The organism is Pectobacterium aroidearum (assembly GCF_015689195.1).
GTDB lineage: Bacteria > Pseudomonadota > Gammaproteobacteria > Enterobacterales > Enterobacteriaceae > Pectobacterium > Pectobacterium aroidearum.
In genome coordinates this window covers 667,821-691,757 of the sequence record NZ_CP065044.1, presented here as the reverse complement: position 1 = coordinate 691,757, position 23,937 = coordinate 667,821, and the positions used below count along the sequence as shown (strand labels likewise).

Sequence of the window (23,937 nt, the reverse complement as noted above, 5' to 3'; positions counted from 1 at the left end):
CAGGAATTCTATATTTACGATGTAAACCCCTGCACATGATATTAACGTCAAGTCACACCACAGGCATTAAATTGCAGTCAGATTCATTTTCACCAGCGATCGGTCCAATTTACGGTGAGCTGTGTAGGGCCAGAACCATAAATAGTACCGATTATTGATTTGCTATCCACGCGATAATATAAGAAGAATGGTATGGTAGCCGACTTATACTTAAATGCAGTCGTTGAACCAGACTGCATATCGGAAATATTGATGCACGTCGATGTATTGCCCTGACATAAATAGACCGTCAGTGCTCCTTTGTTCCCGACCTGAAGTCGACCTAGCCCATAATTCCAATATATTATATTTACTTTTGTGTTAGCAGGAGGAGCAACGCCCGGAGATATGGGAAAAGTAAACTGGTTCCAAATATTTGCAGAATGAACATCCATTCTTTTCATATCCCCACTCGTATAAGAACCATCAAGTGCATGCGCTGTACCGACAAACAAACATAGGGGAAGTAAAGCTGTAGCCGAAAGATATTTTAAAATTTCCATACAATCCCTTTTAAAAGAAAAAATAGAAATGTTTTTATATCACAACAGGAATTATTTAAAAAAGCTGAGAGATTAACATCAAGTTATTAAAAAAGAAGAGTAATAAACAAAATAAGACGTAAAAGATCGCCTACAACAGATAAAAAACAAAATATTATTTTTACTTTTTTGATGAAAAAGGAATAAAAGCGACACAGTCACCAAACTAATATTTCATTATAATGATAAGATGAAATCGTTATTATCCTCTATATAAAAATAAGCACTATTAACTGATATGGAATGGGGCTCTGGAGGAAACCAGTGACAGAGTGGTCATAGACTCCTTGGGTTCGGAATGTTAAGTGATATATTCGATCTGGCTTTCCGCTGGATTGTCAAACAGGCGCTGAATTCCTGAAGAAGCGTAGATATTTAATGAGAGTAAAGACGATACCAAGAGGGGTACAAACACGCTGTCGAATTAAAGAAGAGAGTAACGAGGATGATGAAGAATTTTGGAGCGGGAAACGAGACTCGAACTCGCGACCCCGACCTTGGCAAGGTCGTGCTCTACCAACTGAGCTATTCCCGCATAGAATCGGATTTATTATCTCTTACTTCAGCAAACCACACTGAAATGAGAATCCATAAAACCCTACTGAATCACACGTAACCTAATGAATTTAATCACTATTTACTAACCAAGCGATTCAACGGTCAGCATTATGTACCAATCAACTTAGCGTGGCAAGCTCTTTTCGCTGAAAAACATTGCCGCACACTGTATCAGCAATATCGTATCAGCAACATCGCTGTGGAGGTGAAGCCATGAGCCCGCCTCCACAGCCAGACCGCCTGACATTAAGGCGGCCTGATATTTCACTTGCTCATGCGTATCAGGATTTCACACTTTTCAGCAAGGTTTGCTTACAAATGTGCCCGAAGGTGACGTGAGTGACATTATTTCCGCCTACACCAACACCGCTCTGAGCCGGGACTTCAATACGCCATGCACCCACATCGTAGGTTGTTCTCCACGTATTAATATAACCCTGGCTGTAGTCTTGGAACTGTGTCGTGTAATCAGCATAACAGTTATCCAATTTCACAGACCCAGAAGCCTTGCCGTTTGCATCCGTTATTATTCCGTGAGCGTTGGCAGCATTAAACTCTAACTCACCATTGTTTTCTCGTTGGTCGAGTATAAGAATTGCCACAATATTTGGAATACCCGCTCCGGTGGAATCCGCCATCGTCACTCCCCAGGTCACATCCCGATAGGCTTGCGTGGTCATAAAACCATAAGCTGTCGGTGCAGAACTAGGGATACGCAGAACGGTGCTTTCCCCCGACACAGAATGGCTAAACTGAACAATTTTGGAGCCCAAAGTTAGCTTATATTTCTGAGAAACGGTCGGTAATTTTGATGGATTAGGCAGCACTCTCACCAAAACTTTCTCATTCGGCTGAGATGGAATGATAGTAATATCCTGTCCGGTATTACGGGTTGTCCAGGTATTGCCCCCATCGGAGGAAGACGCCAGTAACCAGTTGTTATTGGTGCCGCTCGTTACGCCATTAAAGCGAAGTAAAACATGCTGGCCACGGGTTGCTGTAAATGCATAATAATCCGCATCAGAATCGCTATCAGAGTTAGCCTCGACTTCCCTCAAACTATCAGACATAGGGGTGGCCAGAGAAGGAATATCATTTAGCTCATAGTCATCAACATTCGTATTAACGATAGCGCCAAAATTAAAACCGGAGCCATCAGCCGTATTGGCCTCCATAAACCAGTAATAGTGTCCCGGCGGAGTTAAATCTAACGTAGCTTCATCAGCATTTCCCGCTTGATTTGAATAATTAATTGCCGTCACATTATTCTGGCCATCATCGCGCATCAAGCTGAGTGCAATATCTGTTTCAGGACTCATGCCTACGACGAAAGCGGTTGTTTTAGAACGCTGAGTAATTTCAAAGTGATAACAGGCGCTACCTCCACTTTGCAGCCCATCCAGCGTATAAATTGAATTTACAGCAAGGGTGGGACACAAAGGGGTGAACGTGGAGTCATTAGCAAGAGCTTGGGTGCTTGATAACGATTTCTTTTGTGCGCTTTTTGCATCAGTCTGCGCAGTTGATGCATTAGGGGAAATAACGACAACGCCCTCATTTTCCGCTTTGTGAAATTTATAATTACTTGCAGCATGTGCTTGTATACTGCTGGGCGCATTAAAGGCAGAAACCGTACCTTTCTTTTGCAGTTTCCCTATATCCTTAACTTCGACAGAAACGCTGGTTTCAGCAAGCGCTGAGCTCATACAGAATGCCAGTCCTGCTGCCGCAAGACATAAATTCAAACGATGATATTTCATCCCAAGATTTCCTTATTTTTGAGTATTCTCAAATAGAACGCAGACTTATTATTTAAAAATTAACTAATATTGATTCTTAGCGAGAGTAGTATTACACCGACACGCGATATAATCTCAATAAATTTTTACAAAAATATTTAAAATGAAACTTTTTAAATGAGTTAATTGAAATTATATCAATAACAATTAACTCATTAATTTATAATTCGCCAAGTAATTATTTAATATTCGCGATTAAAATCCACCTCGCCACGCAGCGTATTATCCGCATGAAAGCGAGCGAGATTATCCAGAAATAAGCGTCCCATTAGTCCCGGCACCATCGGCCCGGCAATGTGCGCCGTCAATGTCAGGTTCGGCGTGTTCCAGAACGGGTGGCTGTACGGCAACGGCTCTTGTCTGAATACATCCAGCACGGCTCCCGCAATTTGTCCGTCACGCAGCGCCGCTTGTAAATCATCATCCACCACGGCACTACCACGCCCGACATTAATAAACAGCGCCGAAGGCTTCATCGCTGCAAACAAACGGGCATCATAGATATCGGTGGTGGCCGACGTATCAGGAAGAAGGTTGATGACATAATCGGCTGTCGGCATCGCGGCGGGTAGCTCTGCTAAGCTCATGACCCGTTTAAAATCAGGTCGCTGCCTTGGCGTGCTGACGATGCCGTATAACTCGACGCCAAAAGGCCGTAGAAAGCCTGCAACCTCGCAGCCGATCTCTCCCGCACCGACAATCAGCACCTTCTTATCCGCCAGCGATCCCGGTAAACGGTGATCCCAACGCCGTTCTTCCTGACTGGCTTGCCGTTCCCCCAGACGTAGCTCATGCCTGAGCATATAGGCAATCACATATTCGGCTATCGGCTGTCCAAACACGCCGACGGCGCGGCTTAGACGGTAATCGCGCGGCAACCCTTCAGCCAGCAGCGGCTTGAACCCTGCCCACGTAGACTGTAGCCACGTTGGTTTAGCCCCTTGAGCCAGCAATGCCGCTGCGGTATCCGGTTCACCCAGCCAGATCGGACAGCTCGCCGCCTGCTCCGCCGTACCGTTTGATAGCACCAGCTCAAGCTCCGGCGCATTATGATTTAAGACAGAGCCGATCTCATCGGCACGCGAGTCCAGCAGCAGAATAGCGGTCATAAGCACGTTCCTTAGCAGGGTAAGGCACCCGCGGCCTTACCCTGTGATTGTCGTCATTACGTTTAAGATTACGCCGAAGCCTGAATGAGCGACGTTAATAACGCGCCGCGCTTCGCTTCCGATTTTTTCACCAGTGCGGCGAGTTTCTTGGTATTGCCCCAGATGAGATACACAATATGTTCGATCACGGCAGGCTCCTGCGCCCGTACCGCTTCGACCAGTTGTTCGAACAGCACATCATCCTCTAGCGCAGGTAACATATTCAGTTTTAGGCTTTCTGTCGCATGGCTCAGGCAGGCAACCAGCGTCGCCACGTTCTGCGTCGTCACGCCATGCTTATCGAAAAACGCACGAATGAAGCCATCCTGTACCGATTGATGTTCATCATCCACGTTTTCCATATACGCTTTTACGAGCGGGAAATACGCGGCATCGGCCAGACCCAGCCCAAATACCGCATAACTTCCCGGCATACAGCACTTCTCACCTTCCGAATCGGCATACCATTCAAATTGCTCAATCGCTGCACGAGCATAATCCTCAAGAAACGGGTAGTTCGAGACATACTGCAACGCGTTAGCAAAAAAGCGATGAGTATCTGACTTTGCCAGCCCCTTGATGGGGAGGTACTGTCGCACCGACGATTTCAGGACGATCTTGTAGCTCTTTGGAAAGCCGATCGCCAGTAACCGCGTAATGAAGCTCAGCGCCTGCTCATACGCTTCAGCGCTTTCCTTACGAATACGAATCGTGATGGTAGAAAACACGTCATTCGCCACGCACTCAACCCAGTCATTCTTTAGGTTAATCTGCTGTTGCTCAAACGTACCGCTTCCCTCTTCCATCATGCTGATTGCACGTGGATAACCCAACTGCTTCGCGATATCCAGATATTCCAGCGCCTGAGATTTACTGTAGGAAGGTTCATAACGCAGGATCATGACTGCCGCATAGAGCACGAGTTCTACGGGGTGAAGCATTTGTGAATCCTGCCAATCCAAACTGATTCCAGGTCTAAGGGTATAGCTTACCGGTTGAAAGGACTGCTTAGGCTGGGACACGTCGCAATACCGCAACAGAAATTGCGGCTCTACCCACTTTTTTAATGCGCCGATAATATTGCGTCGATGCTCTGATAATTCCGCACTCCCTGCGTTTCGCTGCTGAATGCGCTCAAACTGAGTCATGATCCAGCGGATATCCTGCGAGGGAAAGAGCTGTACATCAAGCAGGTGGCGAGCCAAAAAGAAGGTTTGCAGCTGCTCCGTCGGCGCATTGCCATGCGTAAGGTATCGATCGATATAGTCATGAATAGACGCCAGCAGCCGCTGCTTTTTCACCTCATTGGTGAATGTAAACAGTGTAATCAGCAGGCGGCCTTCGGTTGCCGGAAATACAGCCCGAAAACAGAATCGATAGTCAATTAGCGCCGTATCGGCCAGTTTCTCAACACGCTGTGCGATAGCCTGCGCCAGCGCCGGAACCACCTCTTCCTGTATTTGCGTGACGCTCAGCGCCCCTTTGCGACTGCCGGGAGATACCCCGTCGGCATCACGCTTCGATTCCGGGGATATCGACGTACGGCCCGGCGCATAATCCAGCATCACATCGTGATGGATGCCCGCTTGCAATGTTGTGCGCGATATAATCTCATCAAGTCCGTCCCTTTGCTCCTGCGTATCAAACCATTTGTTGATTGCTGTCAGCGCTTCATCCCGTATACGTAGCTCGTCTTGTGATGGAACCTCGGTTTCGTTTACATGCTTATCCATCATTTTCTTTTTTCCCTTGTTCATCGCAGATGAAATGTTGCCCCAAAGCACAGTGCTTGATGATGTTTACCACCCGCCGCCTCCACCGCCGCCGGCCCCCCCCCCCCGACGAGCCTCCGCCGGAAGAACCCGAACCACTGGAACTGCCGCCTCCACCGCCAGAACCGGAGTTCACCACCGTCCTTGACGAGGCGCTACACGCGCTGTTGAACTGGGAAATACCGTCCCACTGCGTACTGGAGAACACGTCGGAAACCATTTGGTGACGCTTCAGATACTGGGCAAAGGTGTTCGCCCAGGTTTCCCCCACGCCCAATGCCAGCGCATAAGGCAGCATGCGTTCAAAATGGGTCACTCGCTCATCGGGCGGATACAACGTTTCATAACGACGCTCTTCTGCGGCGCGCAGATACAGCGTCATCCCTTTGGCTACGGCCAGACCATTCAATGCTTTCTGGGTATGACGCGGGACGATGCAGAAGAAACCCAGACACAGTAACAGGCTTACCGATAAGGCCCCCCGATAGTCTGTCGGCAGCAGGGATGATGTCAGTAAGCGCAACAGCGAAAGGCCAAAAGGCAATGTGAAGAGGAAACCCGCCAACACCAGAAAGAGCGAGACTTTGCTTTTCTCGCTATTGCGTAGCAGCGCGGAATAGCGTGCATATTTCAGTAACTTGAAACACAGCAGCGTACTGAACAGCAGAAAAGGCAGGCAGAAAATCGTGCTCATCGCCGCTCTAAGGTCAAAGAACAGGCCGTACAGCACAGGAACCAGCAGGGTCAGGGCGATGCCCGACCTCACCGCGCCGGAAATCGATAAAAACAGCGTCGGGTGCATTTTTTCATAATGCGCCTTCTGCGCCTTGCGCGCCTTCTGCATCGGCACCGAACGCATACTGGTTTCTGTAATATCCAGTTTCTTCGTCTTGCCGGGAAACAAAGTGCTAAGGAGCTGTTTATCCTCAGAGGTCAGCTTCATGGATTCGCTTTCAGGTAAGCGAGTGAGCCACTGCTCTTCTCGCCTCTGCGTCATACCACTTCGGCTTTTTCTCGGCTTATGGATGACTTTTGTCAGTGCAATCGCACGCTTAGCAACCAGATCCAGGATATCGCTGGAGAAAGCCACATTATCGTAGGTTCGTTGACAGAGGTAGCGTACATAGCCGGGATAAATGTCATTGGGAACGCTATACAACGGCACGACTGCGGGTTTCGTTAAGCAAAGGGGGGTTATATGCTTACCCCACCAAAACAGGTAGTAAACCACGATCAGAAAGGGAGGAAACCACAGTATGCCACTTTTCAGCGTGGGCGAGAGCCAATGCCCCAGCAGCGAGTCTTCCTGCGGTGCGGAGGCGGATGCCAGAATACTCCGCGGCCAGGTGTAGGCGACCGTCACCCCTTCCCCCGGATGCAGCGGCGCGAGCGTCTCGATGCTGCCATCTGCCAGAATACGGGCATTATCACCTTTCCTGCCCACCGGACCGGTATAGACATCAATCGATTGCAGGCGGGTATCTTTGCCGCGGGTAGAGAGAAACGCGGCTTGATCCGGCAGGTTCAGGCGAAAACGCACCTGATTTATGGGGTAACTCCAGCCATTGCCCGTGACGTTCCAATACAGTTCATCCCAGTCAGGAAAGCGGCTGAAATGGTTACTCACCTGATACTGAATACGGTAGCGGTGAACACCGGGTTGCAGTTGGCGATCGGCGCTGCCAATCAGTATCTTAATCTGCTCGCCCGTGTCATCAATGCTGTTGCGTTCAGGTTCTCCCTCCCGCAGCACCTGTTTAATCTGGTACGCCAGCCGGAACGTACTGCCGTCCTGCCGATGCCAGACCACCGGTAGCGTGCGGAAAATTCCTCGCTTGATTTGCTCTCCGGTCGACTGTACCTGAATGGTCTCATCCACCAGCATGGTGCCATCTGTCTGGAAATGGGCCTGCGAATCAAACAGCAAAATACGTTCGTCCGCCCCCCGAAGAGAAGCCGCTGTTCCCGGCGCAGCGCTAACACCGGGGATAAACGTATTATCCAGCGCGTTTGCCTGAACCAGAGCGCTCCAGCAGAGTAAAACCAGACAGCCGCAACGACGCAGCGCCTCCTTCCACTTTGCCATCACGTCACTCCATCCGCGGAACGTCACCCTCTGCGGGGTTCTCCAGTTCAAAGAACGTTTCGGTTTTAAACTGGAACAGGTTGGCAATGAGCAGGCTGGGGAAGGATTCCACCTGAATATTGAAATCCCGCACCGTGGCATTGAAATAACGGCGCGACATCTGAAGTTGTTCTTCAATTTCAGAGAGCGATTGCTGCAAGGCGAGGAAGTTTTGGTTGGCTTTCAGGTCAGGGTAAGCTTCCGCCAGCGCAAAAAAACGCCCCAGCGTTCCTGAGTATTCCCGTTCATTCTGAGCAATTTGGCGCGTGCTGCCAGTCTGGCTGGTGCGCTGACGTGAAATGGCTTCCAGCAGATCGTTTTCGTGCTGCGCGTAGCGCTTAACCAACGTCAGAAGATTGGGGGCCAAATCATGGCGGCGCTTCAGCTGTACCGCAATGCCGCTCCAGGCTTCATCTTTAAAACGTCGCAGAGATATCAACCGGTTGTAGGTAAAAATCGCCCAGACCACCACCAAACCAACCAGAGCTAAACCAAGATAAATTTCCATTTTAAACTGTCTTTTCGCTGTAATAGGGAAGGAAAATCAACGCGTTGGTGTAACAATGAACAGTACCGACGAATAGTACCGCATCCCGACGTCTTTGGTGACAGGAAATTACGATGGTGTGGTTTTTATCAGGGTGCAGAGGGTGTGATAAATCAGTGAATGGCTGTCCCACAGCACCAGAAAGCGAATGCTGTGGGACAGAGGCCAATCAGGCGTTCAGCGTGGCGTTATCAATGACGAAGCGGTATTTCACATCGCCTTTGAGCATCCGCTCATAGGCCTCATTGATTTCGTCGGCGCGGATCAGCTCGATATCGGAGACAATCCCGTGCTCGGCACAGAAATCCAGCATTTCCTGCGTTTCAGGAATGCCGCCAATCATCGATCCCGCCACCGTACGGCGTTTCATGATCAGGTTGAACACGTTGGGAGAAGGATGCGGTGATGCAGGCGCACCGACCAGCGTTAATGCACCATCGCGTTTCAACAGCACCAGAAACGCATCCAAATCATGCGGTGCGGCAACGGTATTCAGGATTAAATCGAAGCTGCTCGCGTGCGCCGCCATTTCCTCAGCATTACGGGAAACCACGACCTCGTTTGCGCCCAGCGCCTTCGCATCTTCACGTTTCGATTCAGACGTGGTGAACGCCACAACATAGGCACCCATGGCATGCGCCAGCTTGATCCCCATGTGGCCAAGCCCGCCGATACCCACCACGCCAACCTTCTTACCCGGACCGGCATTCCAGTGGCGCAGCGGCGAATAGGTGGTAATCCCCGCACATAGCAGAGGGGCGACAGCAGCCAGTTCCGTCTCAGGATGACGAACACGCAGCACGTAACGTTCATGTACGACGATCTGCTGGGAATAGCCGCCGAACGTCCAACCCGGCTCATCCGTTGTCTTGCCGTTATACGTGCCGACCATACCATCGCAGTAATTTTCTAAGCCATCATCGCACTCTTCACAGTGACGACAGCTGTCCACAATGCAACCAATCCCCACCAGATCGCCAGCCTTGAAGCCAGTGACATGTGCCCCTACCGCAGACACACGCCCGACAATTTCATGGCCAGGCACGCAGGGAAACTGCGTTCCTGCCCATTCGGCACGTACCTGATGCAGGTCCGAGTGGCAGATACCACAGTACGCAATCTCAATCTGAACATCGTGAGCTCCCGGCTCACGGCGGACAATCTGCAACGACTCAAGAGGTTTATCGCCCGCATGGGCTCCATATGCGTGTACAAGCATGACTCTTTCCTTTTCTGTTGAGAAACCAATTATGTTGAGAAATTGATGGCGTTGAGAAACCGATGACGTTGAAAAACACGCTATACCCTAAATAATTCGAGTTGCGTGACAAAACGTTAGCGTTTTGAACAACGCTCTGCATTGACCCTTTAGGGCGAGGCTCAGAGATGAGCCGAGTATTGCCAACGCACAAGCAGCTTAAAGTATGACGGGTATATTTTCCTCAATTCCCCCAGCAAACAGGTATAGCATTCCGCTTGTTTTCTTGCCTAATTCTCCATTTTTTATTTATGTCCGCACGATGCCGCTCAGGAGCGCGACGTATGACAGACGGCGTTATTCACCGCCGTCATTCCTCACAGGGTAATTTTGGTCAATGCCAGAGAAGCACCTAACGCCATCAGTGCAACGCCGATGCCTTTGTCGACCAGACGTTGCTTGTCGAGCAGCCGGCGACGCATAGCCGGTGCGGCAAAAAACAGCGCTACAATGCTGAACCAGACCCAGTGCGCCACCGACATGAATAATCCGTAACCAACGTTATGGCTCATTGGGCTACCGGGCTGTACGATCTGGGTATAGGTGGCGACGACAAACAGCATGGTTTTCGGGTTAAGCGCATTGGTGAGAAAGCCCATGCGAAACGCGGCAAGCGCTGATGGCGCATGACCGGACGCCTCCTCTACGGTTATTTTTGTCGTATTGGTTAACGACTTGTACCCCAGATAAATCAGATATGACGCCCCCAGAATCTTCATCGCCATAAATAGTATTGGGGAGCTGACAATGAATACCGCGATGCCAAAAACGGTATACATCACATGAATCTGGACGCCGCAGGCAATGCCAAACGCGCTGATTAACCCGGCGCGTAAACCAAAGGCATAGCTGTTGCGGGTCACCATGGCAAAATCAGGCCCCGGACTGATCACCGCCAAAATGGTGATTGTCGCGACAGCAATTAACTCATTCATTAACGTTTTCCTTGTTCGGCAAGCCATCTTTTTTCACGATGATTTTGCACAGATAGGTGACAGACCGGCTAAAAGAGGAATGCAAAGATGACTGACGTAATACGGCTATCAACGATGCCAAACCCACGATAAACCCTCACTATTTAGGCAATTACACCTCTTATCGTCTGAGGACAGTTTGATTATTCAGCGTTTGCATGTGGCAAAAAAGCGATTTATCTTGGTGCAAATCTGTCAAATTTCATCGTGCATATGAAACTTCCCTCGTTAGCCTCTTTTCGCTTCTTTGAAGCAGCCGCACAAACCGGTAGCTTTGTTAAAGCCGCCGAGTCCCTGCATGTCACGCACGGTGCTGTCAGCAGGCAGATCAGATTGCTGGAAGAAGCGCTGGGAGTTGAGCTGTTTGAACGACGCAACCGGGCGATCTTTTTGAATGCGGCAGGCCGCTCTTTGCATACGGTCACGCAGTCCGTTTTTGAACAGCTCGAAGGCGCGGTATATCGACTCCAGCAGAGTGCGCAGGATGACGTGCTGACGCTGTCATGCGAGCCGACGATTGCCATGAAATGGCTGATTCCACGGCTACCGGCGTTTAATCAGGCAAATCCCGATATCAAACTTCATTTGGTTGCGGCGGGCGGGCCGATTGATTTTGTACGTAGTGGCGTTGACCTCGCCCTGCGGCGTGACGATTTTCACTGGGATCCGCAAACACATGGCGTAAAGGTATGTGACGAGTGGATGGGGCCGGTGAGCCGCGACAAAGCCGAGCGCAAAAACAGTCTGGAAGGGATGCGTTTGCTCTATACCGGAACGCGACCGAAAGCGTGGGCAACCTGGCAACGGAAGACGCACGTGTCCATCAAAGGCAGCATCAGATCGGACTACGAGCACTTCTATCTGTGTATTCAGGCGGCAGTCTCGGGGCTGGGCATGGCAATGGCATCCTTCCTGATGGTGCAGGACGAGATTGCGAACGGACAGTTGCATGCCCCCTACGGATTTGCGCAGGATGGTTCTGCGTATTATCTACTGTCGCCCATCCCTCTTGAGCAAAATGAGAAGTACGTACGATTTCATACCTGGCTAATGCAGGAAGTGTCCACCTGCCTTTCCGGGGTTGAGGATGCTTGTTAAACCCGCAACTGGAAAGACAATGACAGCACATTCCCGTGATACCAATTTCACGACACTGAACATGATTATCGCCGCCTCGCTTGTGGGGCTGGTGACAGGGTACACCCTGCCGCTCATCAGCCTGAAGCTAGCCGAGCACGGGCACAGCACGGCAACACTCGGCGTTCTGGCTGCCCTTCCGGCGGCCGGGATGATGCTCTCTTCTTTCGTTACGCCGTGGCTCAGCCGCCACCTGCACGCCAGCTATCTGCTCTCCGGCAGCCTGATTATTCTGGCGGCATCAACGATTGCCTCATTCCTGCTGTCACACCCTGTTTCTCTCATTTTACCCCGCCTGCTAACCGGGCTTGCTTCGGGAGTTCTGGTGGTACTGGGAGAAACCTGGGTCACCAGTCGGGCTTCAGACAAACACAAAGCGACGCTAACGGGGCTGTATGCCGCCGTTTTCACAGGGTGTAGTTGATAGGACCGCTGCTTATCGCCGCTGGCGAGCACATGCAAACCTATGCTCTGTGGCTGATTTGTGGCATCTCCGCCGCCTGTGCGTTCATGCTGAGGAACTGCGCCACGATGGTGCGGGCAGATGAATCATCCTCGGCATCTTATCGGGACTTGATCCCTTTTCTCCCGGCCATCGCCTCTGGTGTACTCTGCTTTTCCTTCTTCGATGCCAGCATCCTTTCACTCTTTCCGCTTTATGGCATGGAACAGGGCTTAGATGAAAAATCCGCGATCTTATTGGTTACGCTCATCTTTCTGGGCGACGCCGTATTTCAGACGCCGATTGGCTGGCTGGCAGACAAATGTGGCATCATCAGAACCCACATCGGCTGCGGCATCCTTTTCTGTGTGATGCTGGTATTTATCACCTTCTCGTTTTCCTCCCCTACACTTCTGGTTCCCGTCTGTATCACACTGGGTGCCGCCGCAGGCGGTCTTTACACGCTGTCTCTGGTTCGCGCGGGTCAGCGGTTTGCTGGTCAGCGACTGATCGTGATGAATTCCCTTCTGGGGCTGCTGTGGTCTGCGGGCAGTATCAGCGGGCCACTGTTCTCCGGTGCCGCCATTACGTTCTATGGCTACGACGGTCTGATCGCCATCTTGCTGTTAACTGGCGTGCTGTTTGTCGGCATACAGGGCGTATTAAGAAAAACACGCGTCTCGCGTTCTTTGGGGGAAGAGTAAACGTAGGCATCAGGTTCACTAAGCCCGCTACAGCCTGGTGAACCTGAAAGAGATACGACAGAAAGGTCGCTTATGCGGCCATTTCGCGTTTGAACACCTCCAGCGTGTGCGCCTTGACGCGAATGAACTCAGGATCGCTCATCGCCTCCGCACCGCGTGGACGCGCTAAATCAAACGGAACAATCTCCGACACCGTCGTGGGTCGACGCGTCAGCAGCAGAATTTCATCCGCCAAAAACACCGCATCCTCCAAATCGTGTGACACGATGACCATCGTCACGCCAGTCGCCAGTTGAACCTCTTGCAGCTTGTCGCGGATGAACAGCGTCATTTCAAAATCCAGCGCGGAGAACGGCTCATCCAAAAACATCACTTCCGGCCCCGTCGCCAGCGCACGCATGATACACACGGTCTGCTGCTGCCCGCCCGAAAGCTCATACGGATAGCGTTGAAGATCGAAACGAATGTCAAACATCGCGATCAGTTCGTCCATCCGCGCCTGAACGTCTTGCTGCCGCATGCCGCTACGCACCAGCGGATAAGCAATATTCTTCCAGGCACTCATCCAGGGAAAAAGCGCATCACGATAGTTTTGAAACACATAGCCAATTCTGGTTTCCGCCAGCGTTTTACCATCAAACAGGATATCGCCGCTATCAACGGGAATCAGCCCGGCAATCATGTTCATCAGCGTCGATTTACCACAGCCGTTTGGCCCGAAAATCGACACGATCTTGCCGCGCGGCAAATCCAGATTCAGATCGGTATAGAGCGGCTGACCTGCAAACGACTTGTTCAAGCCACGAATAGTGACGTGGGTATTCGGTGCCGGATAAGGCGGCAGCGCGGTATCCGGTTTTTCCACTTGCGCGTTATGATGTGTCATCATGCTTTGCCACTCCAGTGAACAATTCGTTTTTCTACGATAAGAAACAGCACGTTAAGCAGATATCCCAGTGCGCCCGTAATCAAGATAGAAGCGTACATATCCCGAATGTTGAACACCTGCTGTGCATCGATAATTCGATGCCCCAGCCCGGTTTCCGAACCAATAAACATCTCCGCGACAATCACAATCACCAACGCCATCGATACACCGGTACGCAAGCCGACAAAAGTTTGCGCCAGACTTTCCAGCAGCATGATGTCTTTAAAAATATGCCAGCGAGAGATCCCCATGACCTGTGCCGCCATCAGACGGGTTTTCTTGGCATTCATCACGCCATAGGCGCTGTTGAACAGAATCACTAGCACGGCCGCAAAGGCCGAAATGGCAATTTTATTCGCGTCGGTTATCCCGAAAATCAGCAAAAATAGCGGAATCAGCGCCGACGATGGCGTAGATCGGAAGAAATCGATCAGAAACTCCAGACTACGGTAGATCTTTTCATTGCTGCCGAGAATAACGCCGAGCGGCACGCCAATCAGTGCCGCAAAGCCAAATGCGGCGAGGGTACGGTATAGCGTCGCGCCGATATCCGTACGCATGCTGGCATCCGCGAAGGACTGGAACATATAGCTCAACGTGTCGACCGGCGACGGTAATAAAATGGGGTTCAGCCATTTCGCGCTGACCGCCAACTGCCAAAAGAGAAACAGCAGAATCGGACCGACAGCGGGTAATAATTTAGACGTCCAGTGCTGGCGCATAATCAAGCATCTCCCTTAAGGCTGATAAATCAGGCTGCTGACATCTACCGGCTGCCGGAAGATTTTTCTTTCGGTGAACACATCATAAAACTTCTGGAACCACGCCAGATTGTCGCCTTTTAGTTCGTCATACATGACAAACCCCGGCAGCGGCACCTCTTTACTCAGCTCGGCTTCAATGCTGGTGTACCCGGTAATGTGCTCGCGCGCCGCTTCTGGGTTCTGCTGAATAAACTGCACTGATTTGGCATAGGCCTGCGTGAAGGTTTTCGCCTCTGCCGCTCGGCTTTCGATAAAACCGCTATTCAATGCCGCCGCACCGCCAAACCACGGTGCATCAGGGTTACCAAGCACATAGCGTGAGATCACCCCAGTTTCCAGCGTACGCGACAGCCCTTTCAGGCGGCCCACCGTCCCCGTGGGTTCCAGCGTATAAACACCATCAATCTGACCGGCGGCCAGCGCCGCGGCATGCTGCCCGACCGGCAATTCGGTCACGCGCAATTCATCCGCCGTAAAGCCGTTTTTCTCCAGAATGATTTTGGTCATCACCACATTCTGAATACCCGGCCCACAGGCGATACGTTTGCCCTTCAACTCCGCGATACTTTTTACATCGCTGTTCAACGGCACCAGAAATTCATCCAATACCATCTGATGATTTGACGGGTTCGAGCAAATGATCTTGAACAAGCCGGGTGAGGTAATCTCGCCTAATCCCAATGCGCCGGTTGCCGTACCGTTAGCACACCCGTGTATACGTCCTGTAATCATCCCCTCGACAATCTGTTGCGGGCTGGCGAATTTCACCGCTCGCACATTCAACCCTGCTTCTTTGAAAAAACCGCGTTCAACGCCCACGTATAAAGGCAAACCGCCCACAATCGGCCAGTAGCCAATGCGGATTTCTTCACTTTCGGCAGCAAAAGCCATGCCCGGCAGCAGGCTGCTTAGCGTCAGCGCACCTGCGCTAACCGCTGACCACTTCATTAACTGCCTGCGTTTACGATCGATCTTGTCATTGTTATTTTTCATTGTGTTCCCCCTTCAACGGTGAGCTAACAACAGCTGATCATCACCAACCTGAAAAAACCGATCAGGTCGATTGCCTGAGTCGCGCCATCTTGTACACAAGACGGTATATAAGACTAAGCACAGGCCGTGCCATGTTTATCAACGCCAAAAAAACCAGCAAATACGCTGTTCCAGTGGCGTTAGCGCACCAAAAAAAGGCAAAACGTTACAAAAATGCATTACGAGTGATGCAGAGTGACTCGGCCATCAGCACATTGCCTTCTTGCTGAGGCAGACAAATGTGGCATCATAAAAACCCCATCAGAGGCGATATTCTTTTCTACGTTAGGGACTGTCATGCCAATCATGCACACGGATGTTTTATCCATCGATTTTCCCTCAAATTTCACGTCCATTGAGCAGATAGGGCAAGGGGCACTCGGCCAGTACGCCACTGACGACGGCGTCGTTGCGCTAAACATTTACCCGGTGAGTGGGGAACTGCTGTATGAAGTAGAAACGGGGCAAGCAGAGCGATATCGCGCTTTCTGCGGTAAAAGCTATGGCAAACTCACCTGGCTTGAGGAAAAGACGTTAACCCTCGAAAACGACAGCGCATTGTTAATGACGGCTGAAGGGATTTACGGCTTCGCCTACCTGTTCGCGTTTATCCGCTTAACGGACACGGTTTGCCTTTTCGCTGGGGGATACTGCCCGCAGGATCGGCGACAAGGACATTTCAAAACCCTAGAAACCGCGCTGCGCAGCCTGCGGATTGTCACCACAACCCCAGAGATGGCATTGAGCCGCCATCGAAAAGCATTAGGGGAAGAAGAAGCAGGGACCCGCGCCATTCCAGAAAACAAGCAGGGAAAGACAGCCGAGACGCCAACCTTTCCTCCTGTGCCCATAGATCGAGCCTTGCACCCGCTGCTGGCGGAACATTCTCAGTTACGGCGGCACCTTGTGGATGCGCTGCTCTCAGCGGATACCATCACCCCCATAGCCCATGCGGTGGCTGGCACATTACGCAGCAGCGTCGATTTCTATCATGGCGCAGAGGACGACCAGACTGTGCTGGGCCATCATCGGCTGGGCGGCATGCCGGATTTGCCTGTCGATATCCCCTATCCTTGTGTCAACGTTGCTGAAGACACCTTGCTCGAATATGAGGAGTGCTGGGAAGAAAGTGAAGATGGAAAAGATATTTGTATCTTCCCTTGGGATGACGCCACACAAACTTACCGTGTACCGCTGGAATTTATTGCGCAGCTAGACTGCCGCGCTTTAGCTCCGTTACAGGACTATCTGCCGCGCGAGGGAACCCTATTCTTCTTTCTGGAATGCGGAAGCAGCCCTGTAACAACCAGAGGGAAAGTCATCTATGTGCAGGATGCCGCACGCCTGTGCAGCGGCGTGCGCTTTGCCGACCTGGCCTTCAATGACGAAAAGACACTCGGGCAAAAAACCGCCTTTCAACTGCATCCGAGAACCAGCGTCGCCGTCCCCAGCTTTTACGCATTGCGTCAGAACCCCCATCTTGACGCCCTATTGTGCTCACGTCTGAGTCAGGAACAGCAGGCAGCATTGCATGATGATGCGTATGACGATGCGCTGTCCCGTCTTGGCTGTGCACAATATTACGCCTGGCAGTTACGACAACTGGGGGCATTCAATCTGTTACCTAATAGTAAAGCGACGGAAGAGCAACTCGCCTGGATGGTCGAAAAGGAGATGCTGCCATCGGACTTTCCGCCTGATGCCCGGTTGCCTGAATATCAGGGTATTGCCCGAGTCAACGGCTGTGGCTTCAGCCAGCATGAATTGCCAGAGTTGCAGGCAGCACAGCAACTGGGCGGCGAAGCGCAGGACTGGCTGGTACTGTTTCAGGTCTGTCTGGACGGACAATTTCAGTGGGATGACGGCATGCTGAATTTCATCATCCATCGCACCGACCTTGCAGCCCTGCGCTTTGACCGAGTATTTCTGGTCTGCGATTACTAAGGACGTGCATTTCATGAAAACAGTCGCAGAGACAAGACATGACTATGTTTCGGGCTACCGCAAGAAAATAGATTGCGCATTGCGACAATTTGTCGCAAACTAAAGTCTGTAGTGCGTCGAAAGGTGACGTATCATCAAAACCATCACTAAGAGGCTGTGGTGACTACATAGTGGAGTACAGAAATATGGCAACAAGCATCCGCCTGGATGACGATTTTGTTGAAGAAGTCAAAGTGCACGCAGAAGCAATGAGCCGAAGCGTGCCAAAGCAAATAGAGTACTGGGCTAAAATTGGCCGTATTGCTGAAGATAACCCTGAATTACCTTTTTCCTTCATCAACGAAATCCTGCTGGCGAAATCAGAAATCGACAATGGAAGAATGACAAAATATGTGCGCAGAAGAGACCGGGAAAAATCTTGAGATATATCAGTCACGCCGTTTTGAGAAAAAATTTGCCTCTCTGACAGAACAAGAACAGAAAATCGTCGATGAGCAGATTGAACTTATCATTGACGAACCTGAGATTGGTGAGCGTAAAAAGGGTGATCTGAATTATCTTTGGGTACATAAATTTTATATGAGTAACCAGCAATATCTCCTGAGTTATAGCTGGGTTGACGCTAAACTTGAAATATATTTATTGAGCCTCGGTTCACATGAAAATTTCTATGATGATCAAAAGCGTCACAGAAAAGCCGACTTAAAGCTTATTAAGTAACTCGTCTCAGACGCTCCTTTTATCTTGAACAGTTTTCTTATTCAGGAAACTGACAACCAGAGAGCAACGACAACCCACCGCGAATTAATCGTGGTGATTGTCGTCGATGCGGCATGGTACGGGCTTAAGAACTGGTACTGAGCTGCGTGAACACATCCTGTAGCGTTGCGGCCTCGTAGGTCGGCGCGATGTCCGAATCGTTGGCGGCTCCGCCAGCATTGAACCAGCAGCTATCAATACCGTAGAGGTTCGCCCCCAGAATATCGGCATCGAGTCTGTCACCCACGAGGATCGCCTCGGCTTTTTTGAATGAGCTGAATTTGCTGGCGGAGAACTCGAAGAAGCGCGCATCCGGCTTGGCGAACCCGCAAGCTTCAGAGGTCGCGACAAACGTCAGCCAGTCCGCCAGACCCGAGTTCGCCACCCGCTGCGCCTGCACATACTCAATGCCGTTGGTAATAATGCCAACCTCGCCGATCTCGGCAAGCGCTTCGCATAGCTGCACCGCGCCATCCACCAGCACCACAGTTTCAGGCAGGCACTCCAGATAGCGGTTGCTCGCCTTGTGTGGATCGATATCAATGCCATGAAGCGAGAAAGTGCGACGGAATCGTTCTACTTTCAGGAAATCCTTGGTGATTCCCCCCTTCTCAAACTCGCTCCATAGCTGGGAATTCTCGCGCTGATAGTCTGCAAACAGGCTCGTATTTTCAATATCGACACCAAGATTGGTCAGCGTACGCGCGAACGAAAGACGCTCAGAGGCTTTGAAGTCCAATAGCGTGTCGTCAAGGTCAAACAGGAAATGGCGGTATTTCATAAATGTTGGTTACTCGAAATCAAGGAATCACTTTTGGTGGAGACGGACTGCGCGGGCTTCGCAGCCGTCAGCGCGCGGTTAACGCCCAGAATCACAACAAGGAAGGAGAGCGTCAATAGCCCAATCATCACCCACGGAAACGCGTTCGCCCCTGCGCTGCTGAGGAGCAGCCCTCCGATAACGCCCCCCGTGGCCACGGCCGTGTTCCACGATGTGGTAGACATCGACTGTGCGACATCCACGGCATCAGAGGAAAGGTGAGTCATGGCCGTTTGCGTGACGACGGAGAATCCCCCAAAAGAGATGCCCCACATAAAGACAGCCAGAAACAGAATGAGCAGTACATCGGACCAAAGACCCAGAAGAAGCATCGCCGCAGCGAATAAGAGCACCTCGGCAGGGCCGAGACGCTTAAGGTTACCATCGACGATAATGCCTGACAGCACAAGGCCAAACACCGCCCCCGCCCCGAAGATGAACAGCACACCGTTGAGCCAATCCCCCATAGCGGAAGCCACGAGGAAAGGTTCGATGTAAATATACAGAATGTTGTGCGTGACGATGTAGGTGAGAATCAGCGCCAGCGTCGCCCCAACGCCGCGTTTGGAAGCAACCTGAGGCAGCGATAACCGCTTATCCGCCGATTCCCCTGGGAAGTCGGGAGCGAAAAGCGCAATCCAGACAACAAGGAGCACCGCAATCGCCGATACTAATCCAAATGCGCCCTGCCAGCCGATCGCTGACCCAAGAAGGCCGCCAATCGGTACACCAAGCACCAGCGCAGCCGTAGACCCCGCGCCGACAATGGCGATGGCGCGCCCGAGTAACCATCTGGGAACCATACGGGAGGCGTACCCGGCAAGCATCGACCAGACCACACCACCGAACAAGCCAGCAACAAAGCGGGCAGCCAGCGATAAAATGTAGTTATCTGAAACGACAGTCACCGCATTCACGACGGCAAATCCGCTAATCGCGATGAGCAGCAGAGGTTTACGCCGCATGCCGCGCGTCAGCGCCGTCGCGGGAATCGCCGATAACAGCGCTCCCAGAGCAAACGCGGTAATGAACTGGCCGGCCAGACTTTCAGAGACAGTAAGACCCGTCGCAATCGAACTGAGAAGCCCTGCTGGGATGATCTCAGCCAGTAAGGTCAGAAACGCCGCTGTCGCAAGCGCGAGGAGCTTTAACACGGGGAGAGACGGGGTTTGGATTCGATTTGCACTCAAAATGATTATTCACCTGTAACACGGACCTGTCGTGGCACTCTGAATTTTGCCACCTGAACAGAGATGATATCACTACATCCGTATACAAACAGGTAACATGATGCGCTGCCTCACTGGCGCTTTCAGGAGGAAAGGTTCTCTGATGCAATGAAACTTCCTGGCCAACCACTAAATAACAGCCTGAGCTATACACATAGCCGTAAATTGCAGGTGATTACCTGCAATTTACGGTAGAAAATAAAAAATGACTATTTCTTCATTTCAAGGCTTTTCATTGCCTCTTTGCTTAACCCGTGCGTCGAACTGCTAATAACACAGTTATACGTTTCACTTTCATTAATAACCATAAAAGTGCTCACCGGGTTTTTCATTTTTTTATCAACAGAGAAAATAATATAAGCATTGGGTAAGGAACTAGGTTTAAATGCACCAAATGAGTAGCTATCAGCTAAACCGAGAGGGGATAAATCGGCCGTTAATTCCATGGGTTGTGTACTGTGTGGCGAAGGGAACATGGATTTTGCCGACATCATCATCGACTGGGTATCGATGTTATATTCTGTTGTCACTTTCATGCCGACGTATTTGGATTCAGGCATATTCAGCTGCTTCTCACACATCGCATCGTGCTGTGGGCTAGGCGTCCCATTTTGCAGGACAGCGTGAATATTTTTTAATTCAACTTGTTCTTTTCCGGTATGTGCTTTTGCCGTGTCATCAGCCTGAGCAACCCCGCTCATCACTAAAGCCGCCGTCGCTACAACATGTAAAATAGTGCTATTCATTGCTTTCATTTTTCCATCCTCTTTTATCTGTAGGGATAACCATATGATCCATGATAACAACCCGTTATTTATTAAATAAATAGCCGGAATGATTCATGGGATTTAAATGATATTTCCCAGATAGAATTGAATAGAAAAATCACTAAAAAAATAACAACACTAATCATTTTAGATGATGTGATTTTTATAAATGCATTCTGGTTATAAACATAGTCAAATTTTGATATTACGTCAAAATCCAATCCACGCAGAGAATAAAATATAAAAAGGAATCAGAATAAATATAACCAAGCTAAGTATTTAATAAAATAATTAATCTACAATATCAACGGTAAAGGCACAGCTCGAACGCACTGCTAACGGCGTTCATCGAGTAGAGCAACGGTGTATGTCGCCAGACAAGGAAGCGACTCAGCGTACCAACGGTTGGTTGCACAACGGAAAAGAGTGAATAGATTTTAGATACAGTAAGGAAACTGGTGATGTAAACAAAAGAGAGACTAAAAGATTGGAGCGGGAAACGAGTCTTAAACCCACCCGTTATCTCTTTGTTTTAGAAAGAGTTTCCCGACGTCCCTAGATAGGATGGACAGCATTATGGACTAGAACTTAGATCTTGGCAAGTCGGAACCTAAATTTTTTTCCATACAGCGTCATACACGTCCAACAACATCCACCAGACATGGTCCAGAAAGACCTCACCAAGCCCTTTCAACAAGGCAAACCAACCATCAAGTGCCCCCCTCTGTAGCCAACATCAAACAAGTGCTACACCCTACCAGCCCGCCCCGTCATCCATATCTATAGGCAAAAAACGCACAAGCTGTGAACAAACACCTATAAGAGACAGCCTTAGCATGAGCGATGCTTCACAGCCGAGTTGCTTTGACACCTATCCCCTCTGAGAAAGACTCGGCTTAGCAAGCTATGAGATGCCCTACATCCTCATCACCAACTGAGGCTGCATTTCAGCATGGGGTGCCCGCAAATGTAGATCAATATCGCGAATGCATACCATTCGCGCAGCGGAGCCTTCCTCCATAAAAAGGAACCAATACCCAATGGAAAGAAAGGAGTATGTAAATATGAGGATACGCCACCTGCGATATTTCTTGATCGTAGCCGAAGAACAAAGCTTCACCCGCGCGGCTGCCAGAGTCCATATCGAACCATCCCCTCTGTCCCGAGCCATCAAGGAACTGGAGAACTATCTAGGGGTTCAACTGCTTCATCGGTCCAAAGGCCGCATCAGGCTAACCTGGCCGGGTGAAGTGTTTCGTGAAGAGGCTCAACGCATCATTGCCTTTATAGAGAACGCCCAAACACGAGTTAGCTCGGCCTCGCAAGGCTACCGTGGCCGATTGCGTATTGGGCTTGCAGACAGCCTGGCCCCACCAAGGCTCACGACACTGCTCGCGCGCTGTCGAGAAGAAGAACCGAGTACAGAAATCAGGATTACTGAAATGACCGTCAGCGAGATGTTATTGGCTCTCAGCCACGATCAAATTGATGTAGGTTTTACCGTCGATAATTCAATCATACCGGGATACCTCAAAGAGGTTGTATGGACAGATCGCCCAGCCATCGCGATACCGACTCACCATCCCCTGCTCTCTCAAGAAAAAATCTCTGACTCAGAGATACTTCGCTATCCGCTAGTGCTTTGCCACCCCGAGCAGTGTACTGGTGGATATAACCTGACTCGACATTTTTTCAGCAACCCGTCATTTCCAACACCAAATATTGCCGAATATGTTTCAGGACATGAGCCCATGATCATGCTGGTTGCAGCAGGCTATGGGATCGGTATCGGACTTGAATCCCAAATTGCTCTCTATAACCATCCAAATGTCATTATCCGAGAAGCAGCAGACAATATTCCCAGCACAGCCACGTTTGCCGTAACCACAGAGAGGGAACGATCAGCGGAGTTGGAGCGGTTCATCAGCCGGGCGGTCACGATCGGAGAAATGCCAAGCTTTCCGCACCTCTCACATACCAGAACCCCGTGACACACAAATGAAACAAAAGGACTGTTTTTGTCATTTTTATGACAGAAACAGTCCTTCAAATACATCAAAAACACTTGTCACACAAGTATGTTGGACGAGTACGCATAGCTCTCAAGGCTTGAAGAATAAGCCAGCCACCAACATAAATTCATCTCAGACATTTTTTGTCCGCAAATAAATAGAAAACAAAGTATTCCAACTTCTCATTTTTATAAATCAGGAATGTTGATCGTCTGCACGCTTTATCAGTTGGAAGTGATAACCAATATTGTCACCTTTCCGGAGCGAGCGAACATTGGCTTAAATCAAATCTCGCACCTGTTGCGGCAAGAAAGCGGTGACCAGCTCGTTCCTATTGTTTGATGAGGCCTATTGATGCTGCCGATTTAATGGCAATCACCCTCAATAAGCGCTACCAAGCATTAAGGAGTGACTATCATGTTCCAACAAAACACTCATCCCGTTCCTGAGCGTCGTATCCTGCGCCGGGCTGAAGTTGAAGCCAAAACAGGCTTTAAAAGGGCCCATATTTATAATTTGATGAAGGAAGGTAAGTTTCCCAAGGCTCTGCGCCTCGGCGTCCGCGCCGTCGGATGGGACTCTGCCGAAATCGATCAGTGGATCACTGATCGTCTCAAAGAACGCGCCTGACTGCTCC

The 23,937-nt window shown here is 50.3% G+C and carries 22 protein-coding genes and 1 tRNA gene; 8 read left to right on the top strand and 15 right to left on the bottom strand.

Annotated elements, in window-relative coordinates:
* Positions 1 to 89: 89 nt before the first annotated feature.
* From I2D83_RS03115 to I2D83_RS03075, 9 genes are all read right to left on the bottom strand, one after another.
* Positions 90 to 542 (bottom strand): flagellar protein FlhE, encoded by a 453-nt coding sequence (locus I2D83_RS03115; protein WP_181830260.1) that lies wholly within the window; start codon positions 540 to 542, stop codon positions 90 to 92.
* Between the two features lie 498 nt (positions 543 to 1,040).
* A tRNA-Gly gene (locus I2D83_RS03110) sits at positions 1,041 to 1,116 on the bottom strand.
* 304 nt (positions 1,117 to 1,420) lie between these two features.
* Entirely contained in the window at positions 1,421 to 2,899 is a 1,479-nt protein-coding gene (locus tag I2D83_RS03105; protein ID WP_205947526.1) for a hypothetical protein, read from the bottom strand.
* A 221-nt stretch (positions 2,900 to 3,120) separates the two neighbouring features.
* On the bottom strand, positions 3,121 to 4,047 hold the full coding sequence (locus I2D83_RS03100; RefSeq protein WP_181830262.1) for a D-2-hydroxyacid dehydrogenase: 927 nt from the start codon (positions 4,045 to 4,047) through the stop codon (positions 3,121 to 3,123).
* Positions 4,048 to 4,115: 68 nt separating this feature from the next.
* A complete protein-coding gene (locus tag I2D83_RS03095; RefSeq protein ID WP_205947525.1) occupies positions 4,116 to 5,822 on the bottom strand; it encodes a DUF6138 family protein in 1,707 nt (568 codons plus the stop codon).
* On the bottom strand, positions 5,812 to 7,944 hold the full coding sequence (locus tag I2D83_RS03090; RefSeq protein ID WP_420851265.1) for a DUF2207 domain-containing protein: 2,133 nt from the start codon (positions 7,942 to 7,944) through the stop codon (positions 5,812 to 5,814). The genes I2D83_RS03095 and I2D83_RS03090 overlap by 11 nt, the downstream gene beginning before the upstream one ends.
* 4 nt (positions 7,945 to 7,948) lie before the next feature.
* Positions 7,949 to 8,491 (bottom strand): LemA family protein, encoded by a 543-nt coding sequence (locus tag I2D83_RS03085; RefSeq protein WP_205947524.1) that lies wholly within the window; start codon positions 8,489 to 8,491, stop codon positions 7,949 to 7,951.
* A gap of 208 nt (positions 8,492 to 8,699) precedes the next feature.
* Positions 8,700 to 9,749: an NAD(P)-dependent alcohol dehydrogenase gene (locus tag I2D83_RS03080; RefSeq protein WP_205947523.1), complete on the bottom strand. Its 1,050-nt coding sequence runs from the start codon at positions 9,747 to 9,749 to the stop codon at positions 8,700 to 8,702.
* 356 nt (positions 9,750 to 10,105) lie between these two features.
* Complete coding sequence (locus I2D83_RS03075) at positions 10,106 to 10,723, bottom strand: LysE family translocator (RefSeq protein WP_015841869.1); 618 nt, start codon at positions 10,721 to 10,723, stop codon at positions 10,106 to 10,108.
* 252 nt (positions 10,724 to 10,975) lie between these two features.
* Here I2D83_RS03075 and I2D83_RS03070 point away from each other — a divergent pair, with 252 nt between their 5' ends.
* Genes I2D83_RS03070 through I2D83_RS22300 form a run of 3 tightly spaced genes read left to right on the top strand, consistent with a single transcriptional unit; the run spans position 10,976 to position 13,045 of the window.
* Positions 10,976 to 11,860: a LysR substrate-binding domain-containing protein gene (locus I2D83_RS03070; RefSeq protein ID WP_205947522.1), complete on the top strand. Its 885-nt coding sequence runs from the start codon at positions 10,976 to 10,978 to the stop codon at positions 11,858 to 11,860.
* A gap of 19 nt (positions 11,861 to 11,879) precedes the next feature.
* Positions 11,880 to 12,323 carry an MFS transporter gene (locus tag I2D83_RS22305; protein ID WP_241007268.1) on the top strand — a complete coding sequence of 148 codons (444 nt, stop codon included), beginning with the start codon at positions 11,880 to 11,882 and terminating at the stop codon, positions 12,321 to 12,323.
* Between the two features lie 32 nt (positions 12,324 to 12,355).
* Positions 12,356 to 13,045, top strand: a complete 690-nt coding sequence (locus tag I2D83_RS22300; protein ID WP_241007267.1) for an MFS transporter — start codon at positions 12,356 to 12,358, stop codon at positions 13,043 to 13,045.
* A gap of 70 nt (positions 13,046 to 13,115) precedes the next feature.
* Here the strand turns inward: I2D83_RS22300 and I2D83_RS03060 are convergent, their stop codons facing one another.
* The 3 genes from I2D83_RS03060 to I2D83_RS03050 are packed head-to-tail and all read right to left on the bottom strand — an operon-like array spanning position 13,116 to position 15,730.
* Complete coding sequence (locus I2D83_RS03060) at positions 13,116 to 13,934, bottom strand: ABC transporter ATP-binding protein (RefSeq protein WP_205947521.1); 819 nt, start codon at positions 13,932 to 13,934, stop codon at positions 13,116 to 13,118.
* Positions 13,931 to 14,695: an ABC transporter permease gene (locus tag I2D83_RS03055; protein WP_015841873.1), complete on the bottom strand. Its 765-nt coding sequence runs from the start codon at positions 14,693 to 14,695 to the stop codon at positions 13,931 to 13,933. Before I2D83_RS03055 ends, I2D83_RS03060 begins: the two co-directional genes overlap by 4 nt.
* A gap of 15 nt (positions 14,696 to 14,710) precedes the next feature.
* Complete coding sequence (locus I2D83_RS03050; protein ID WP_181830269.1) at positions 14,711 to 15,730, bottom strand: ABC transporter substrate-binding protein; 1,020 nt, start codon at positions 15,728 to 15,730, stop codon at positions 14,711 to 14,713.
* 336 nt (positions 15,731 to 16,066) lie between these two features.
* Between I2D83_RS03050 and I2D83_RS03045 the strand changes: the two genes are divergently transcribed.
* The 3 genes from I2D83_RS03045 (at position 16,067) to I2D83_RS03035 (ending at position 18,433) form a co-directional block, all read left to right on the top strand.
* Positions 16,067 to 17,713 carry a DUF1963 domain-containing protein gene (locus I2D83_RS03045; RefSeq protein ID WP_205947520.1) on the top strand — a complete coding sequence of 549 codons (1,647 nt, stop codon included), beginning with the start codon at positions 16,067 to 16,069 and terminating at the stop codon, positions 17,711 to 17,713.
* Between the two features lie 185 nt (positions 17,714 to 17,898).
* On the top strand, positions 17,899 to 18,135 hold the full coding sequence (locus tag I2D83_RS03040; RefSeq protein WP_039317656.1) for a TA system antitoxin ParD family protein: 237 nt from the start codon (positions 17,899 to 17,901) through the stop codon (positions 18,133 to 18,135).
* Complete coding sequence (locus I2D83_RS03035) at positions 18,104 to 18,433, top strand: type II toxin-antitoxin system RelE/ParE family toxin (protein ID WP_181830270.1); 330 nt, start codon at positions 18,104 to 18,106, stop codon at positions 18,431 to 18,433. The genes I2D83_RS03040 and I2D83_RS03035 overlap by 32 nt, the downstream gene beginning before the upstream one ends.
* 124 nt (positions 18,434 to 18,557) lie before the next feature.
* Here I2D83_RS03035 and I2D83_RS03030 read toward each other — a convergent pair whose 3' ends face one another.
* The 3 genes from I2D83_RS03030 to I2D83_RS03020 all read right to left on the bottom strand — a co-directional run bounded on the left by I2D83_RS03030 (position 18,558) and on the right by I2D83_RS03020 (position 21,276).
* On the bottom strand, positions 18,558 to 19,253 hold the full coding sequence (locus I2D83_RS03030) for a YjjG family noncanonical pyrimidine nucleotidase (protein WP_205947519.1): 696 nt from the start codon (positions 19,251 to 19,253) through the stop codon (positions 18,558 to 18,560).
* On the bottom strand, positions 19,250 to 20,482 hold the full coding sequence (locus I2D83_RS03025; protein WP_241007266.1) for an MFS transporter: 1,233 nt from the start codon (positions 20,480 to 20,482) through the stop codon (positions 19,250 to 19,252). Before I2D83_RS03025 ends, I2D83_RS03030 begins: the two co-directional genes overlap by 4 nt.
* A 248-nt stretch (positions 20,483 to 20,730) precedes the next feature.
* Positions 20,731 to 21,276 (bottom strand): hypothetical protein, encoded by a 546-nt coding sequence (locus tag I2D83_RS03020; RefSeq protein ID WP_015841878.1) that lies wholly within the window; start codon positions 21,274 to 21,276, stop codon positions 20,731 to 20,733.
* Between the two features lie 1,052 nt (positions 21,277 to 22,328).
* Between I2D83_RS03020 and I2D83_RS03015 the strand changes: the two genes are divergently transcribed.
* Positions 22,329 to 23,279: a LysR family transcriptional regulator gene (locus I2D83_RS03015; protein ID WP_232427863.1), complete on the top strand. Its 951-nt coding sequence runs from the start codon at positions 22,329 to 22,331 to the stop codon at positions 23,277 to 23,279.
* A gap of 438 nt (positions 23,280 to 23,717) precedes the next feature.
* Positions 23,718 to 23,930 carry an AlpA family transcriptional regulator gene (locus tag I2D83_RS03010; protein WP_015730120.1) on the top strand — a complete coding sequence of 71 codons (213 nt, stop codon included), beginning with the start codon at positions 23,718 to 23,720 and terminating at the stop codon, positions 23,928 to 23,930.
* The last annotated feature ends 7 nt before the right edge of the window (positions 23,931 to 23,937 follow it).